The organism is Limnobacter thiooxidans (genome assembly GCF_036323495.1).
Taxonomy (GTDB): domain Bacteria; phylum Pseudomonadota; class Gammaproteobacteria; order Burkholderiales; family Burkholderiaceae_B; genus Limnobacter; species Limnobacter thiooxidans.
On the sequence record NZ_AP028947.1, the window covers coordinates 895,614 to 913,443 of the forward strand.

The window sequence follows — 17,830 nt, forward strand, 5'->3', positions numbered from 1 at the left end:
GTGAAAGACAGAAATACCCGCAATACGCATCAAGCCAGAATAGTCTCTAGACCGATAACTCATCAGATCCAAATCGAGCCAATCAGCCGCAATGCTGGTTAGCTAACAAGTACGTGCAGAGCACCGCACTTACAGCCAACCCTCTTTGCCTGACGACCATAGCAAGGTGGTACCACTCCTTCCCATCCCGAACAGGACAGTGAAACGCCTTAGCGCCGATGATAGTGTGCATTCGCATGTGAAAGTAGGACATCGTCAGGCTCTCCAATTCAAGAAAAACCCCGTACTCGAAAGAGGCGGGGTTTTTTATTTCCTGCTAAAAACTCAATTGCCGCTATACTTTCTCGTCGTCATAACTGCTTGGGTAATGTTGCCTTGGACCTTCAGCCACATCGGAATTTCTTTCAAAAAGTATTTGGTCAGATTTCAAGCGATCCTTTTTGTATCGCTGTTTCAGTTGGTGAGCAGCAATCCCGTGCGTCCTCAAGACACGTGCTGGCTAAGAATTTCGACGAATGCTGGCCTTTGGTGGTGGAGTTATCTCGTTCCCTGTGTTTGAGCAGCACTTCGGAAAATCTTCATGTCCGCCTGGATTGTTTGATTGATGTTCAGGAATACAGCTGGGCGCAATTCAAGAAAGAGCTGAGTAAAACCAAGCGTAACTATTTCCGCAGAGGTGTGGTTTTAGATCTGGATTTCGAATGCCTTTTTTTGGAAACAGAGTTAAACGCCAATGCGATGCTAATTGCGGGTAGTGACATTGAAACAGCCCAGTTGAATATTGGCAACTTCAATCGGTATGCACGTCGTAAGTACGGACAGGCATTTGTATTGGACGATTCTGATCACAAACCTGTTTGGCTATTCAATACTGTCGGGGTTTATCTTGGGCCAGATGCCCTGGATCCCGTAAGGCTGCATCAGGATGGGCCCTTTGTTGGCAATCGCATCATTTCAGAACTTGATGTTGACAGCACCACACGGTTTGTAACCAAAGGGTCAGATTTTTTATCGAGGCAGGTCAATCAGAACGGTCGATTCGTCTACGGGTTGTTTCCTTGTTTTGATCGCGAAGTGAGTGGCTATAACACTTTGCGTCACGCGAGTTCTACTTATGCCATGCTGGAAGCCTGGGAAGTAAGTAGAAGTCCAGAGCTGTTTAATTCGATCGAGCTCGCTCTGAACTATTTGGTCAAGAATCTAATTCACGTGGTTAGTTTACCCAGCTTACCACCAGGCAACGAAATGGCGTTCCTTGTCGATACTGGCAATGAAGTTAAGTTGGGGGGCAATGCTGTTTGTGTATTGGCTTTGTGCAAATACACCGAGTTGACTGGAAACAGGCAGTACATGCAGTTGCTTGAGCGCCTGGCGCACGGTATGGCTGCAATGTTCAATACCAATACGGGTCAGTTTGTCCATGTCTTGAATTTTCCTGACCTTAGCGTCAAGGAAGTTTTCCGCATTATTTATTACGACGGTGAAGCAGCATTTGCGTTAATGCGCTTGTATCGTTTGACCCGAAAACCTGCTTATTTAGAACTGGTTGAACGTGCGTTTGAGTATTTTATTCATGCAAGGCACGACCGTAGCCATGACCATTGGTTGAGTTATTGTGTCAACGAATTAACTGTATACAAGCCTCTGCGCAAGTACTTTGAGTTCGGCGTTCGGAATTTTCAGGATTACCTTGATTTTGTTCTCGAACGAATCACTACCTTTCCAACTCTGCTTGAGTTGATGATGGCAGCCGAGCAGATGTTGCAGCGTATGAGAGATTTGCCTGAGCTTCAGGATTTGCTTGGAGAAGTGGATCTTGAGAAGTTTTATCGGGCATTGCATATCAGGGCAAATCGATTGATTGCTGGTCATTTTTGGCCAGAGTTGGCGATGTTTTTTGCCAATCCACAGCGAATAGAAGGGTCGTTTTTCATACGACATCAGGCATTCAGAGTGCGGATTGATGATGTAGAACACTACCTCTCAGGGTTGATCGCGTATCGAAAGTTTTTGCTCGAGCGAAAGCCTGTCCGTTTCCTGCCCCTCGAAGCGGAAACTTCTGCAGAACTCGTGCCACCTTCTTTTGGTTCGCAGCTTGATCCTAAGCCTCTGCCGATCAGAGCAGTGTCTTTGCCGGCTGCTTTGTCGGGTGAGGCGAATGGAGAGATACACCCGGAACTTCTCTTGCCTATTCGCGGTGGAAAACTGTTTTGGCGCGCTGCTGAATGCTGGAATCGGATGCGGACGGATGCCCTCCGAGTCGGGCTGATCCTGTTGCCAGTCAGTGATGCCGACACGTATCGCACACTTGAAGTGCAGAAACGCTTGTTTTTCTCTCGTTTTGAGCCTTGTGGGGTAGAGGCAGCTTTATCCGTTCATTGGTCAGGATGTCAGTGGAAGTTGAAATCTGGTCAATCGTTGACTGCTGTTCCGGGTAAGTCGATATATGGCTGGGGTATTGCAATCGATGTAATCCAAGACCAGGGTGGTCGAATAGTCGAGTGGCTAAGCAAACATGCGCACCGCTACGGATTTTGTTGGCATGAACAAGATAAGCCTTGGCGTTTAGTTTATTTCGCAGGTGATCATGTCACTGAAATTTTGCCCGCCCTTGCTACCCCAGAGTCGGATTTCAAGACCTGGGATTCAGGTTTCATTTCGAGAGCTACGCCAGGCCATTGGATTCAGTCACCTGCGGAAAGTTGGTCAGCAACAGGTTTGTTCACGTGGGAAGGCTCCATGAAAGAGGGTCAGGTTGCTGTTGTGGCTGCTGACCCGAAGGAGCGGGGTATTCGCGTGGAAAGGCTGGCAAAATTGCCTTTTACACCGGCAGGTCTTGTTACTTCGATGTCGGATCAGGAGTTGGCCAGTTTTGCAGTGCCGACTGCCTTGCCTGTTTATCGTGTGTCTTCAAATCGTAGGGCTTTGATTGATTTGGCATATCTTGCACGCAGGCACTTCCGCGGCAAAGTGATTGGCGTTACAGGAACTGCTGGCAAGACAACGACTGTCGGTATGATCGCCCACGCTTTGACGCATCTATCTGGCGATGTTTTCAGTACCAAGGGCAACGCGAACTTACCGGCAGGTGTTGCGTGGAATCTTTGTCAAGTGCCTTGGAGCACACCTTACGCCGTGTTGGAATTGGCGATTGGCTCTATGGCCGAGAATACCCGTATGGCCCGACCTGATGTGGCAGTGGTGACCAATATTGGGCCTTCCCACCTTGAGTTTCATGGTACGACTAGAAATGTGGCTCTCAAGAAGGCCAGGATTTTTACTGGGGTACCAGATGGTGGCGCGGCCGTCATTTGTCTTGATACGGAGCACTCAGATCTGCTGGTCAAGGCGGCCCAAACTCAAGGACTCAGGGTGTTGACCTACGGATTCAGTCAACAGGCGACTGTTTGGGTTGAAAGATGGGATCCTGTTGGCGGTGAATTGCTGCTGCACACACCGAAGGGTATGCACACTCTAAGATCAGGGTTGGAAGGGAAACACATGGTGTTGAATACGCTGGCCTGTGTGGCGGTTGGGTTGGCTTTGGAGTTGGATGTCGATGTGTTCCTTTCCGGTCTGAGCAATTTTTCCCCAGTCTCTGGAAGAGGAAAAGTGCATGACATTGCCTTTCACTCAAAGCAGATTAGTTTGATTGACGAGAGTTACAACGCCAACCCGGTTTCGATGCAAGCTTCAATTGAACTTGCTGGTCTTTTGTCTACGAAAAGTGCGGCGAAACGGAATGTGATGATTTTGGGCGACATGCTGGAGCTTGGAAATGATTCCGATACCCTTCATCGTGCGCTTGAGAAGGTTTTGATTCAGCAGAAACCCGATTTGGTGGTGTTGTGTGGAAATTTGATCCGGGTTTTACAAGAACCTCTTCTGGCGGCAGGAATAGCGCATGTGGCTGTCTTTTCGAATGTTGAGGATTTGACCTTGGTGCTTGCCGAGTTGTTGCAGGATGGTGACCAAGTGTTGGTAAAAGGATCTCACGGTACAGGCTTGCACCGGCTGGTTTCGTTGTTGACCTCAAGTCTTGGGTAGGTGAATGTGATCAATCGCTTTTTCCGAGCAGCTTATCGTCGCAGCCGGTCGGAAAGCGATATGTGGCTTCAGAAGCTGCAACGATTTGCAGCTTCCTTTCGGTTGTAGTTACTTCAATACACTGCAGTTTGAGCTGACCGACACCAGGATTTTTCCAAGTGCAGGAACTGACCGCGGGTCGAGTGATTTCCCGGTGTTCAGGAAAGCCACCGATATGTCGCGTGCGGGGTCGGCCCAAGTGACGATGTTGATAAGTCCCAAGTGTCCATACGCTTTGCGTGCTTTGACGCCGAAGAGGGAAAACAGGTTTTCCCCCAGCATGAAGCCTGTGGAGAAACGAATTGGGATCATCAGGGTTTGATCGATTGACAATCCGCCAGCGGGCTTGGTAGCCAACTTGATGGTTTCAGCTTCGAAAAGTTGTTTGCCGTTAAACTGGCCGCCATCCAGCATCATCTGATAGAAACGGCTGACTTCATCGGCTGTGCCATAGATATTACCGGCCGGTATACTGGCATTCAAAAAGTCGGTGCTATTTGAAATACTGGCAATCTTTTCGAAATCAATATTGAGTGCGCGTTTCGCCAGTACATTGATCGGAAACACGGGCAGAGCGCCGGTGCTGTAGTTGTAGGCGGCCGAATCGTGGTGCTCTGGGTTCAAGCCATAAGTGAGGTATTTTGCGTTCAGTGGCTTTGCAATAAATTTTTGCAAATTGGCCTGAATGCTTTCACCCGTGATGCGTTGAACCAATTCCCCCAGGATATAACCACCGACGATTGCATGATAGGCCTGCTGGCTGCCATCACCGCGTTTGGTGTATCCGGCGTTGATCAGATCAATGACACTATCCCATTTAAAGAGAAGCGACGGATGAGGATTGCTGATGGGTATTTGTGGCACGCCTGCCCGATGCGACAGTACATGGGCAATCGTAATACCTTCTTTTCCATTGCAGGCGAATTCAGGGATGTACTTGCCAACTGTGTCGTTAAGATCAAGTTTTCCCTGTTCCTGGAGTTTGTGCACCAGCATGGCGGTGATGGCTTTGGATGCTGAAAAAAGGCAGATCGGTGTATCAGGAGTCATCAGGACTTGATCGACATCTTGATCGGGATGTTGTGGGGGCGGATTGCCCCGAGCGTGACCAATGGATCGTTTCAATACGATTTCACCTTGGCGACGCACAACCATGGTCATGCCTGGCTGAAGTCCGGTTCTGTAAAAACTTTCTACGCTGTTCCAGATGGCCTCGACATTGTCGCGGGTCATGCTGACATCGTACGGACTCACTTCTGCTTTTGAATCTATTTGTGTGACGCCACCCAAATTTTTGGGCACAGGCACTGTGTTTGCTTTTTTGAACATAGGAATGCTTTGTCTCGGTTTTATTGGTTTTGATTTGGCAAACAAGTATTATTCCAAGCGAAAGTTTCGGTCAACCTGGATTTTAGGGGCCAGTCTCTATCTTTCGGATGCGGTTGCAGTGCGATCTGTTGCAGGTTTATGAAGTGTACGTACAAATTTTTCGATGGGTTTTGAAGTGCTGCCCTTGAAAAACAACAGCGGTGAGAGAGTACCTACAATGGTGACGTGATCTGTGCCCTCGATGGTCTGGAGAATGGTCTGATTGCCCGCTGACTTCAGTGCGGTGTGCAACGCTTCGCTGTTGCGTTCGATGCTGACGAGGGTGTCGGTTTCCGGCGTAAGAATCAGAGACGGAACTGAGGCTTTTGCCGTGTAATCGATCGGTTGTGATTTGGGTGGATAATTTGGGTGATCAAACACGGGCCGCACTTCAACATCATTGATAGGGTAAATGTTGTAGGCACCAGCCAGTCCGATAAAACCCTGAATGCTGGTTTGATGCGTTAGCCCGGATGATTCAAGCCAGCGCGGATCGAGGGCGAGCATGGCCGCATTGTAGGCGCCTGCGCTGTGTCCCATCATGATGAACTGTTGCGCCGGTTTTCGATTCTTGTATTCAGGCTTGGCCAGTTCTTTTTTCAGGTGAGCAATGCTTAATGCACCATCTTCAAGAAACGCGGGATATTTGACTTCCGGGTATAGCCGGTAATTGGGTATTGCCGCGATATAGCCCATGGACGCAAGGCGGCGACCGACGAATTCATATTCAGATTTGTCGCCCCGATTCCAGCTGCCCCCATAGAAAAACACGATGACGGGTGTGGCATCGAACTCCTCGCTGGCGGTGTCTGGCAGATACAGGTCGTACTTTAGCTTTGGGTCTTCACCAAATGCGATGTTTTCCTTCACATCGACAGTGTAGATTTTTGATACGGAGTTGACCACTTGCAGTGCCGAGCAACCGCCCAATAAAACCAGTGGCAAGACTTTGAAGGCGCGCAGGACGAGTCGGAGTGATTTCATGGGATGCTACATTTGAGGTTGATTTGGCGGCCCAGCCGCGACACTGACCTAATATAAAACAACCTATTGATTGCAGGGTAGAGACAATGCACAAAATTGATTTGAACAAGCCTGTCTGCGTAACAGGCGCATCCGGCTATATCGCGGGCTGGATTGTGAAGTATTTGCTCGAAGAGGGTTTGACCGTGCATGCCACGGTACGTGATTCGAAAAAAGCCAGTTCAGTGGCTCATTTGTGGAAAGCGGCGCAAGGGACCAAGGGCACCTTGAAACTGTTTGATGCGGATTTGCTGAAGCCTGGTAGTTTTACGCAAGCCATTGAGGGATGCGACTGGGTGATTCACACTGCATCGCCTTTCGTGATCAAGGGTTTTAAAGATGCACACGAGGCGCTGATTCGCCCGGCCGTGGAAGGCACTGCGAATGTGCTGGAATCTTGCAATGCAGTGGAGTCGGTGAAGCGAGTTGTGCTGACCAGTTCAGTGGCGTCGGTGTATGGAGACGCAGTTGAGATTTTGAAAGCACCCGGAGGTGTATTCACTGAGCAGCTTTGGAACAACACCAGCAGCGAAAGTCACCAGCCGTATTCCTATTCCAAGGTGATGGCTGAGCGCAAAGCATGGGAAATGTGTAAAAGGCAAAGCCGTTGGGATTTGGTGACCATTAACCCAAGCCTGGTGATGGGGCCTTCACTGACCGCTCAAACCCAATCCACCAGCATCGATGTGATGCGCGATTTGGGTAGTGGCCGCCAGAGAACTGGTGTGCCCATGCTGGAATTCGGGATTGTGGATGTGCGTGAGGTGGCACGCGCCCATGTGCTTGCCGGCCTGAACGAAAATTCTGAGGGCCGTTATATTTTGAGTGGGCACACGGCCAGTTTGTTACAAATGGCTAGCCTGCTGCGTGAACGGTTTCCAAAATATCCCTTGCCAACGATGCAGTTGCCCAAGTTTTTGGTAAAGCTAGTCGCGCCGATTGCCGCCGGCGTGAGCCGCGAGTTCATCCAGAGGAATGTGGGGTACACCCTGCGCTTTGACAACAGCAGATCCGTGAAAAATCTCGGCGTTCAATACAGGCCTTTGGCCGATACGCTGGCGGAACATTTTGCGCAAATGATCGAAGACGGTTTGTTGAAAAAACGCTAGTTTCTTCTCTATCGTCGAGTTGTAATCAAGCCCTGTTCCCAGATGTGCAGGGCTTTTTTTCGGGTGCTGTCCCATCGATAGTTGCCGAGTTCGCCGGTCGCTTGAATGACCCGATGACATGGGATCAGATAGGCAATCGGATTTTTTGCAACGGCACTGCCCACTGCCCGGCAGGCAGCAGGTTTCCCGATGAACGCCGCCAATTGTTGATAGCTGGCCAAGTGGCCGGGCGGCAGATGCATGAGCGCTTGCCAAACCTGCAACTGAAAAGGTGTTCCCCGCAGGTGCAGGCCAAATGAAGCAGTGGCATCTTGGTGTGGGTGAAATATCTGTTCAATCACCTGCAGTGCAACAGGGTCGGATTGGATGAGTTGCACCTTGGGGTACAACTGTAGAATACCTTGGCGCCACTGTTCGTAACTCAGATTCTCTGTTTGAAACTCAAGGCTGTTGATTCCTTTGTTGCTCAGGCACACAAAGGCTTGACCGAATGGGCTCTCCCCTTGCCCGATAGAAAACGTGAGGCCAGCGCCTTGACTTTTGATTTCACCCGGGGTCATGGCTTCAAATTGCACCAGAAGCCGATGCAATTTGCTGGTGCTTCGAAAGCCCATTTCATTGGATGTCGACAGGGTACTCATCCCGGTCTGTATTAATTGGCGGGCGTGATCTTTTTGCAGGCACATTACAAACTGCTTTGGACTGATTCCAGCCCAGCTTGTAAACAAGCGCTGCAAGTGCGTCGGGGAAATGTCGAGAGTTTTCGCCAGATCTGCAAATGAAGGCGCAGTGTCTGTTTCGGTGGTCGGACTTACGCAATGCTCCAGGTACCGAATTGCTTTTTCAATGAGCTGGAAGTTTTTGTCGGATTCAGGTGATTTCACGGTTGGATGCAAAGGAATGATCACGGGGACAGTTTCTGTCTGAAGGGCGTGTGAGGCAATCTGTTTCTTGCGAAGTTGGCAATTTACTCACAAGTTACATTGATATTCGCAAGGGCTTTTCTATTTCTTGTGGGTATTGTTCGATTTGTGAATCTGAAAATTGTGTGACTTAGTAACAAGGCTAACCGGTACACATTTCTATCGCGCTGTTCGCGATGAATTCAAGAGGTCAATAAGGCCCAGAGGAGACATACATGGTCGGTTTTCTGCCGAAAAATTCCCTGTTGAAGTTTGCTGTTGCTGCTGCACTTGTGTCGATGCAAGGCGGGGCCGTTGCCGCCGGGGCCTTTGAGGGTCCCGCTGGTATCGAAGGCCGCTGGGCGATGGAAGTGACCGTGGGTGCTTCAATGCGTATGAAGGATGCGGACAAATCGCTGATATTCATTGGTAACGGCGGTACAGCCTCCAGCGGAACTGTGGACGATGGTAATTTGAATTACCAGAAGGGCGATGTATTCAATGCGGTGGCCAAGGCGGTTGGTGAACTTGAGCTGAAAAAAGACAACTATGGTTTGTTTGTGCGGGCCAAGGCGTTCTCGGATTTTCACAACCGCAGCAACCGGGTGGCCCATGGGTCGTCCAACAATGGATTCAGATCCAATGAAGCACTGAATGACGACGGCTTCGACAAAGGCACCAAGTTTGAAGATGCGCAGTTTCTTGACGCTTATGTATTTGCCGACTTTGAGCCACTTGGCAAACCCCTGACCCTGAAAGTGGGTAATCAGGTGGTGACGTGGGGCGAGGCACTGTTCATATTAGGCGGGGTGAACCAGTATTCCAATTTCGACTCAGCGGCCTTGCGCCGGCCCGGTGCGCAGTTGAAAGAAGTGTTCCTGCCAATTCCTCAGATTTATGCAAACTTGCAGGCCACTGAAACTTTGTCGCTTGAGGGTTTTGTTCAGCTGAATCATGAAAAAGTTGTGGCTGATGGTTGCGGCACATTTTTCTCTCAAGCCGATCTGTTGAACTGTAATTTTCAGGGGGCACCAATCAACCCGGGTGTTTTGAGCCTGGGCGGTGCCAACATTGATTTCACGGGCTACAACGATCAGCAGACTTTTTCGGGTGGTGGCACGATCAACGCGGGTGGTCTGCCGATCAACACAACTTTATTTTCTGGTTTGGGTCCTCTGACCAACTTACTCGGTGGTCTCACGGGTTTGCCAGCAGATTTAAGTAGTTTGAATTTCCGTATGGCTCAACTGGCAGATGGCCGACCCAAAGACAGTGGGCAGGCGGGCCTGGCTGCACGTTACTATGCAGGGGAAATCGGTACAGAGTTTGGTGCCTATTTTGTGAATTATCACCAGCGTATTCCGGCACTGAGCCTGGTCAAAACACCATCGGGTATCAGCAACTCCGCTTTCAATGGGATCGGCGTGGGGGGGCAGAATGTAGTGAATCCCTTGTCTTATTTCTTTGATTACAGCAAAGAGAATATTCAGGTGGCGGGCCTTTCTGCTGCAACGGAATTGTTTGGCTATTCCGTCTTCGGTGAAATCAGCTACACCAAAGACTATCCGGCAGGTTACAACACTGCGGATTTGTTGAAGGGCGGCGCAACGGGAGATGGGCCACTGGGCCGATATGGTGATGCTGCTCAATTCCCTGTGGGCTCTGTGTTGCAAGGTTACAAGCCACTTGACAAGATTCAGGCGCAGATTTCAACCATTGCGTTGTTCCCTCGTCGCCTGGGGGCTAGCCAGGTTGCGGTGGTGGGTGAGTTGGGTGCCCAAATGTGGCGTGGCATTGGTGATCCATTCACCGGCGAGCGTTTTGGGCGCTCCCCTGCTTTTGGTGCGGGTTCACACATTACTTACAACGGTGGTAACTGCGATGCAGCCATCAACCCCAATCCGCGTAACTGTACCGTGGATGGATATGCCACCGAGACGGCTTTTGGCTATCGAATTCTGACGGCTTTGACTTATCCCGATGCCTTGTTTGGTGTCACTTTGATTCCACGACTGTTTTTCTCGCACGATTTCAAGGGGTTTTCAGCAGATGGCGTGTTTCTTGAAGACCGCATGAACCTGGGGCTTGGCTTGAGGGCTGAAATGCAGTCCGCAAAGTATTTCGCCGAGATGAACTACAGCATGTTCAATGACAAGGCTTATTTTGATCCATTCAAAGACCGTGACTTTTTGTCGTTGGTCGTAGGCGCGAATCTGTAATGGTTGTTTTAGGAGATGTTTGAAATGAAGTTGAGCAATATGAAGCATTTGGCTGTGTCCTTGGCCATGCTTGGAACGTGCCTTGCGGTACAGGCGCAAACCGCAGATTTGTCGAAACTGGGATCGACTTTAACCCCAATCGGTGCTGAAAAAGCAGGCAATGCGGCTGGTACCATCCCGGCCTGGAATGGTGGCTTGTCCAAGCCACCAGCAGGCTTCGACCCAGCCAAAGGCTACCTTGATCCCTTTGCCGCAGATAAACCTGTCCTGACCATTACTGCTGCCAACATGGAACAGCACAAGGACAAGCTGGCACCGGGTCAGATGGAAATGATGAAGCGTTATCCCACGTACAAGATCAATGTGTACCCAACCCAGCGTACGGCGGCCTATCGCGCTGATGTTTACAAGTTTGCCAAGGAAGAAGCGGCGGGTATCAAGCTGGCGGAAGGTGGCAATGGCATCTTGAATTTGAAGAAGTCCAACGTGCCGTTCCCGGTTCCTGCAGACGGCATTCAGGTGATCTGGAATCACTTGATGCGAGACCTGGGTGGTTCGATCACGCGTCATTCTGCAGACTTTCCTGTTCAAACCAACGGCAGCTTTACTGTTGGAAAGCGTACGGAAACCATTTCTTATGCATCATTCATGGCTGAACCGGAACCCAACCGGATTTTCTATTACCTGAACCAGACAACAGCCCCTGCCAATGCGGCCGGTGAGGTCGCTCTGGTTCACGAGCCATTGAACCAAGTGCAGGAGCCGCGTTTGGCCTGGCAGTACAATCCGGGCCAGCGACGTGTCATTCGTGCTCCCGAGTTGGCGTATGACTCCCCTGGTATTGGTGCCGATGGTCTTCGTACCAACGACGACTTCAATGGCTTTAACGGCGCCCCTGACCGCTACAACTGGAAGCTGCTGGGCAAAAGAGAAATGTACGTGGCTTACAACAACTACAAGCTCACCAGCAAGGCGCTCAAATACAGCGACATCATCAAGCCGAATCATGTGAACCCGGACCACTTGCGCTATGAATTGCACCGCGTGTGGGTTGTCGAGGCCACGCTGAAGCCAGGCGCACGCCACATTTATTCCAAGCGTGTGTTTTTCATTGATGAAGATTCATGGTCTGTTTTGCATGCAGACCAGTACGATGCCCGAGGTGGTTTGTGGCGAGTGCGTGAAGTGTACGGCGTGCAGTTGTACGACGCACCGGCATTTGGACCTGCAGGTGAAGTGATTTATGACCTGCAAGCCAGACGCTACCTGGTCAACGCTTTGACCAACGAAGAGAAGCCGGTAGAGTTTGGTAAAAAATACACCAATGCCGATTTTTCCACCGCGGCTTTGCGTCGCATGGGACGGTAATCTTTTCTCGGTGGAGAGGGTGCGCTGAAGATCTTCTCCACATGTATTCAAGCAGGTTTGACCCAGAGGAACTTTTCTCTGGGTTTTTTAAATTGGAGATGGCATGAACAAGCCGCTGTTGCGCGTTGCCCTTTTGGTTGTAGGTCTGGGTATCGGACTGCCGGGTTACGCATTCAAAGATCCTTTGGAGTTGCCGGCGATCCAGGCACCCAAAGCCGCGAAGGCCTTGTCGCTGAACGTGGCGTCCAAAGGCAGCCAGGTGCTGACTGTGGGTGAACGGGGCATTGTCCTGAAGCGTGACTTTTCCGCAGGCAATGCGGCTCAAGGTGTAAAAGACAACGAGGGCCAGGTCTGGACCCAGGCCAAGGTCCCTGTGTCGGTCAATTTGACCGGCGTGGAGTTTGTGACTGATTCACTGGCATTCGTGGTGGGGCACGATGGTGTGGTATTGAAGTCCACGGATGCCGGCGCAAGTTGGGTCAAGGTATTTGATGGCATCAAGGCCAACCAGCAAGTGGTGGCGGCTGCCAAAAAGAAAATGGATGACATGCAAAGCCGCTACGATGCGGCAAAGCCTGCCGACCAGGAAAAGATGAACGAGGCCCTGGAGGCAGCTGTTTTTGCATTCGAAGATGCAGAAGCGGGCGCAAGGTTTGGTCCGGCACGCCCTTTGCTGGACGTGTGGTTCAAGGATTCCAAGACGGGATGGGTCGTGGGCAGTTACGGGCAGATTTTTGAGACCACCGATGGTGGGGCAAACTGGCTGCTGATTGCTGATCGTCTGGACAATCCGGATTTTCGCCATTACAACGGCTTGTATGGCGATGAGACCGGTTTGATGCTGATCGCCGGCGAGGCAGGGCGCGTGTACATGTCTACGGACTTTGGCGTGACCTGGACGCGCTTCGACACAGGCTACAACGGGCATTTCTATGGCACCGTGGTAACCCGGAACGAGGCAGGACAACCCATCGTGTTTGCCTACGGTTTTGGCGGCAACATTTATCGACTGGGGGCAGGTGCACAGGCTTGGTGGAAGTTGATGAGCCCAAGCAAGGAAAGCTTTGTGAAAGGCTTGCATCTTGGGAAAACCCTGCTGTTTGTTGACCAGAAGGGTCGATTGGTGAGCACTGATGAAACTGGCACCGTATTGAAAATGGTGAGCGCTGCGGAGGGCAAGCCCGTGACCGGCATGGCCCTCGTTGGCAACGCCTTGATATTGAGTGGTCAGAATGGCCCCCGAACCCTCCCGCTGCCACGCTAACTGGATAAATGGAAATGAGTAATCAACAAGAAATGGGCAAGGTTGAGCGGTTTTTTGAATCAATCCTGTTTGGCCACAGAAAGCTGGTCATTGCCGTGTTTGCCGTGTTGTCGGTGTTTTTTGCCTACCACGCCACGCAGTTGCGGCCAGATGCATCGTTCCAGAAAATGGTGCCGGTGACACACCCCTTCATTGCCAATTATTTGAAATACGAGAATGAGCTGCGCCCTTTGGGCAACGTGTTGCGGATCGCCGTGCACAACAAGAACGGCACGATTTACGACGCGGAGTTTCTTGAGAAGTTGCGGCAGATCACCGATGAGGTGTTTTACATTCCAGGTGTGGACCGCGGCAACCTGAGTTCCATCTGGACGCCAAACGTGATGTGGCGGCAGGTGACCGAAGAAGGCCTACGCATGGGGCCGGTGATTGGCCAGGGTTTCGCTGGCACGCCCGAGCAAATTGAGGCGGTGAAGGCCAACGTCGAAAGGTCGGGCAGAATTGGCTCGCTGGTTTCCAATGACCAGCGTTCTGCAATCATTCTGGCCCCCTTGCTGGAAGTGGACCCCGACACTGGCGAGAAACTCAGCTACGGCAAGCTGGCCACGCAGGTGGAGGAGCTTGTTCGAGACAAGTATCAAAGTGACAGCATTGACATCCACATCACCGGCTTCGCAAAGCTGGTGGGCGACCTGATAGACGGTTCAAAAGACATCGCCGGATTTTTCGCGATCACCTTTATCCTGACGGTGATTTTGCTGTTCTGGTACTCCCGTTGCTGGAAGAGTACTGCAGCCACAATCTTTTGCTGTTCGCTTGCTGTGATATGGCACCTGGGGGCGGTCAGCCTGCTGGGTTTTGGTCTTGATCCTTATTCTATTCTGGTGCCGTTCCTGACCTTCGCGATCGGTGTAAGCCATGCGATTCAGAACGTGCGTACCATGGCAGCGGAGCGCTTCCAGGGAGCCAACAAGATTGATGCATCCAAGGCCACATTCCGGTTGCTGTTCATTCCGGGTTCGGTTGCCTTATTGGCCGATGCTGTAGGTTTTTCTACCCTGCTGGTGATTGAAATCGGGGTGATTCGCGAATTGGCAATCAGTGCCTCCATCGGTGTGGCGGTAATTATTTTCACCAAAATGTTTTTGTTACCAGTGTTGATGAGCTACACCGACGTGACTGAAAGTGGTTTGCGTCGGGTGGCCAAGCAAGAGGCGGGTAAACACACCGTGTCACATTTGCTTTCCCGGTTGACCGAAAAGAAAGTGGCGTATGGCGTGGCCGCTGTGGCTGGGGTCATTTTGGTCCTTGGCCTGTTCGCTTCAGCCGATATCAAGATCGGTGACCTTGATCCAGGTGCACCTGAACTGCGCCCGAATTCACGGTACAACCAGGATGTGAAGTTTCTGGTGGAAAACTATTCCACCAGCTCTGACGTATTCGTGGTGATGGTGGAAACACCTGTGGGTGAATGTGGTGCCTACCCGGTTGCGTCGGTAGTAGACCGTTTTCAGTGGGAAATGGAAAACGTGGAAGGTGTTGAAGGCACAATGTCGCTGTTCACCATCATGAAGAACATCATCGCGGGCTTTAACGGTGGCAATCCCAAGTGGCTGGCCATTTCCCGCGACCGCTTCATTTCCAACGGCGCACACAAGAACATTCCGACCACTTTGTACAACTCGGAATGTTCCATGACACCGGTGATTTTGTTCCTGTCCGACCACAAAGCGGAAACCTTGGAACGTGTGGTAGCCAAGGTACAGGTCTTTGCTGCTGAAAATGATTCTGCTGACGCCAAGTTTGTTCTGGCTGCCGGGAACAGCGGTATTGAAGCAGCAACCAATATTGTGGTGGAACAAGCCCAGCGCGTTATGCTGCTGCTGGTTTACAGCATTATTGGTGCATTGGTGTGGTGGGAATTCAAGAGTTTCCGCGTGATGTTGGCCATTATGATTCCCTTGTTCATCACCGAGGTGCTGTGCCGGGTCATCATGGTGCAGTTGAACCTGGGTATCAAGGTGGCGACCTTGCCAGTGATTGCGCTCGGTGTTGGCATTGGGGTGGACTATGGTATTTACATCTACAACCGCCTGGAAAGCTTCCTGGCCAAGGGTTTGAATTTCAAGGACGCTTACTTCGAAACTTTGCGCTCCACCGGTGTGGCGGTGGCATTGACGGCGGTAACCCTCGCCTTGGGTGTGTTTACCTGGGCGTTTTCAGCCATCAAGTTTCAGGCTGACATGGGCATGTTGTTGGCCTTCATGTTCTTGTGGAACATGGTGGGCGCCATCGTATTGATTCCGGCGTTGGTGCGTTTGTTCGCATTCGGTGCGGTCAAAAAGCGGTTCGGTCCTTCCGTCGAAGGCCCAGCCCGATAATTGCCGTGATCACGAACTCAAGGGCGGCTCAGGCTGCCCTTTTTTTACGTGGGTCGGTTTGTGTTAATCTCCTCGCATCACAGATCCACTCAGTCAGCTCACCATGCATTTTCCTGATCTTCCCGCCATGCCACATCCCTTACAGTTCAAGTCGGTGACGTTTACGGCCTTGAAGCCTGGCCCCAGGCTGATTGTGCTGGGCGCGGTCCACGGCAATGAAGTGTCGGGTAGCAAGGCCATTTTAAAAGTGATTCAGGAGTTTGAAGCCGGCGAAAGGCTGCTTCAAAACGGCCAAGTGACTTTTGTGCCAATCACCAACCCCTTGGCTTACAACAGAAAACAGCGCAACGGTGACCGGAACCTGAACAGGAACCTGACACCGACCGACAACCCTCAGGATTTCGAGGACCACGTTGCCAACTGGTTGTGTCCACTACTGGCTGCGCACGACGTGCTGCTGGACATTCACACCTTTCAAAAAGGCGATGTGCCTTTTGCCTTGTTCGGCCCCAAGAACAACAATACCGAGCTGGAATCGTTCAAGCATGAGAATGCCGAGCGAGGGCTGGCTTTGCGTTTGGGTGTTTCCCGATTTGTGGACGGATGGCTGGATACGTATGCGAAAGGTGTGGCCAACCGGGTGGCGCATTTGAAAGCCACCGGACAATCAGGCGAGGGCTTGAACACTGACCCACGCTACGGCATGGGCACCACCGAATGCATGCGTTCAAATGGCGGTTACGCCGTGACATTGGAATGTGGGCAGCACGAAGACCCAAATGGACCAGCCATTGCTTATGCGGCCATTGAGAATACCCTGGTTCACCTTGGCCTGATTGACGGCGTGGCGATGCCTGCGGTAACGGAATATCAACATTTAAGCTTGGTCGAAGTCAATGACAAGCAGCATTTCGATGACACGTTTTCCAGACCCTGGTCCAGTTTTGATTCAGTAAAAAAAGGTGAATTGATCGGGGTGCGTAAAAGTGGTGAGGAAGTGCGGGCCACTCGGGACGGTTTTATCGTGTTTCCAAACACCCTGTCGCAAGCAGGGCAAGAATGGTTCTATCTGGCGATTGACAATAATTCATATTTAAAATCCGGTGTATAGGTAATTTTTCCTAGCAAATCACATCAAATACCTACAATCAAGTGTTTGAAAAATATCATTTTCCGGATTGAATACCAAGTTGCGATTTGTTTAAATGGGAGCCTCGATTCAATTAACGTATTCCCAATGAGCAGGTTTTTGCAAGACGTTTACGGTGTAGATCGCTTGAACCAAGCAGTCGCTGTGCTTGGTGGAGCAACGTCTCCATCCTACGAAGCGGTCAGTTTGCACAATGACATCGGTTCGTTGGAATCCGCCTTGGGATTGCCGTTGACCGGCTTAGAGTCAGTTAATGAGAGTCATCCCAATTCATCTGATTTGGATGCAGCCTTCTCAAATGAAAAATCAATTGTTGAAGTTGCTTCCACACAGGTGCGCAGCGGAAATATGTTGAATGGGTTGGTTGACGAGCCAACAGGGTTTGGTCCCGGCCTATTGCGTCAAGTCCCCCTCGACGCTGAACTGATGACACGTTTTCAGACGTCTGATGCAGACAATTCCGCGTTATCGGGCACCCAGTCCAATGACACTCGTGGGGCCTTGGATGTGGGTAGTGAACCCGCTGCGTCCAGCAATTCCACAAATTCCATGGCAAGCTTTCTGGAGCAGCTTTTAGCAAAGGTTGAGGCAGCATCCAGCGATGTTTCTACAGAACTCGATGGAAGCACTCAAGGCGCGGTTCGTGAACTTGTTCTTGAACTTGGGTCCGAGTTGTCACGTTCCGTGCGGGCAGAGCTACAGGACAATGTGGCTGGAGTTGGCCGCGAACTGGCCTCACAGGTGATCGACCGCACAGGAGTTGATCCACTGAGTTCCGTAACAGAACCACTGCTGGCCATCGATTACTACGGCGAGTTTGCCACCTTGATCAATGGTACTTTGGACAGTATTGGTCAGCCAATAGGGTCTATTTCATTGCCGCAAATCGGCCCTTTTGTGGGTGACTTGAAAAGTGAGTTAGCGGGCCTTGCTGTTTAACCGTTCCAATCCAATCGCTCC

General features: G+C 51.0%; 11 protein-coding genes and 1 rRNA gene. 9 read left to right on the forward strand and 3 right to left on the reverse strand.

The genetic code is table 11. From position 1 onward, the window contains the following. The first annotated feature begins 148 nt into the window (after window positions 1–148). Window positions 149–261 (forward strand): 5S ribosomal RNA (gene rrf / locus RGQ30_RS04070). Window positions 262–375: 114 nt separating this feature from the next. Further along, window positions 376–4,047 (forward strand): Mur ligase family protein, encoded by a 3,672-nt coding sequence (locus RGQ30_RS04075; RefSeq protein WP_130558203.1) that lies wholly within the window; start codon window positions 376–378, stop codon window positions 4,045–4,047. Window positions 4,048–4,155: 108 nt separating this feature from the next. Here the strand turns inward: RGQ30_RS04075 and RGQ30_RS04080 are convergent, their stop codons facing one another. Then, window positions 4,156–5,415: a serine hydrolase domain-containing protein gene (locus tag RGQ30_RS04080; protein WP_130558202.1), complete on the reverse strand. Its 1,260-nt coding sequence runs from the start codon at window positions 5,413–5,415 to the stop codon at window positions 4,156–4,158. A gap of 96 nt (window positions 5,416–5,511) precedes the next feature. Further along, complete coding sequence (locus RGQ30_RS04085) at window positions 5,512–6,438, reverse strand: alpha/beta hydrolase (RefSeq protein ID WP_338284771.1); 927 nt, start codon at window positions 6,436–6,438, stop codon at window positions 5,512–5,514. An 86-nt stretch (window positions 6,439–6,524) separates the two neighbouring features. On the opposite strand from RGQ30_RS04085, the gene RGQ30_RS04090 reads away from it, so the two are divergent. Continuing rightward, window positions 6,525–7,586 carry an SDR family oxidoreductase gene (locus RGQ30_RS04090; protein ID WP_338284772.1) on the forward strand — a complete coding sequence of 354 codons (1,062 nt, stop codon included), beginning with the start codon at window positions 6,525–6,527 and terminating at the stop codon, window positions 7,584–7,586. Window positions 7,587–7,594: 8 nt separating this feature from the next. On the opposite strand, the gene RGQ30_RS04095 is transcribed toward RGQ30_RS04090, so the two are convergent. After that, the gene (locus RGQ30_RS04095; RefSeq protein ID WP_130558201.1) at window positions 7,595–8,470 is read right to left on the reverse strand and encodes a methylated-DNA--[protein]-cysteine S-methyltransferase; all 876 of its coding nucleotides are present in this window, start codon (window positions 8,468–8,470) and stop codon (window positions 7,595–7,597) included. Between the two features lie 254 nt (window positions 8,471–8,724). Between RGQ30_RS04095 and RGQ30_RS04100 the strand changes: the two genes are divergently transcribed. The 6 genes from RGQ30_RS04100 to RGQ30_RS04125 all read left to right on the forward strand — a co-directional run bounded on the left by RGQ30_RS04100 (window position 8,725) and on the right by RGQ30_RS04125 (window position 17,809). After that, window positions 8,725–10,707 (forward strand): DUF1302 domain-containing protein, encoded by a 1,983-nt coding sequence (locus RGQ30_RS04100; RefSeq protein ID WP_130558200.1) that lies wholly within the window; start codon window positions 8,725–8,727, stop codon window positions 10,705–10,707. 24 nt (window positions 10,708–10,731) lie between these two features. Then, window positions 10,732–12,075, forward strand: coding sequence for a DUF1329 domain-containing protein (locus RGQ30_RS04105; RefSeq protein WP_130558199.1), 1,344 nt, complete (start codon window positions 10,732–10,734; stop codon window positions 12,073–12,075). A 103-nt stretch (window positions 12,076–12,178) separates the two neighbouring features. Further along, a complete protein-coding gene (locus RGQ30_RS04110) occupies window positions 12,179–13,339 on the forward strand; it encodes a WD40/YVTN/BNR-like repeat-containing protein (protein ID WP_130558198.1) in 1,161 nt (386 codons plus the stop codon). 14 nt (window positions 13,340–13,353) lie between these two features. After that, window positions 13,354–15,720: an efflux RND transporter permease subunit gene (locus RGQ30_RS04115; RefSeq protein WP_130558197.1), complete on the forward strand. Its 2,367-nt coding sequence runs from the start codon at window positions 13,354–13,356 to the stop codon at window positions 15,718–15,720. A gap of 127 nt (window positions 15,721–15,847) precedes the next feature. Further along, entirely contained in the window at window positions 15,848–16,831 is a 984-nt protein-coding gene (locus RGQ30_RS04120; protein ID WP_298215470.1) for a M14 family metallopeptidase, read from the forward strand. Window positions 16,832–16,876: 45 nt separating this feature from the next. After that, window positions 16,877–17,809, forward strand: coding sequence for a hypothetical protein (locus tag RGQ30_RS04125; RefSeq protein WP_130558195.1), 933 nt, complete (start codon window positions 16,877–16,879; stop codon window positions 17,807–17,809). The last annotated feature ends 21 nt before the right edge of the window (window positions 17,810–17,830 follow it).

Excerpts from the sequence above, each read along its gene's own strand:
- RGQ30_RS04080 (WP_130558202.1), bottom strand. The coding sequence starts at position 5,415 with ATGTTCAAAAAAGCAAACACAGTGCCTGTGCCCAAAAATTTGGGTGGC.
- RGQ30_RS04085 (WP_338284771.1), bottom strand. The coding sequence starts at position 6,438 with ATGAAATCACTCCGACTCGTCCTGCGCGCCTTCAAAGTCTTGCCACTG.
- RGQ30_RS04090 (WP_338284772.1), top strand. The coding sequence starts at position 6,525 with ATGCACAAAATTGATTTGAACAAGCCTGTCTGCGTAACAGGCGCATCC.
- RGQ30_RS04100 (WP_130558200.1), top strand. The coding sequence starts at position 8,725 with ATGGTCGGTTTTCTGCCGAAAAATTCCCTGTTGAAGTTTGCTGTTGCT.
- RGQ30_RS04105 (WP_130558199.1), top strand. The coding sequence starts at position 10,732 with ATGAAGTTGAGCAATATGAAGCATTTGGCTGTGTCCTTGGCCATGCTT.
- RGQ30_RS04110 (WP_130558198.1), top strand. The coding sequence starts at position 12,179 with ATGAACAAGCCGCTGTTGCGCGTTGCCCTTTTGGTTGTAGGTCTGGGT.
- RGQ30_RS04115 (WP_130558197.1), top strand. The coding sequence starts at position 13,354 with ATGAGTAATCAACAAGAAATGGGCAAGGTTGAGCGGTTTTTTGAATCA.
- RGQ30_RS04120 (WP_298215470.1), top strand. The coding sequence starts at position 15,848 with ATGCCACATCCCTTACAGTTCAAGTCGGTGACGTTTACGGCCTTGAAG.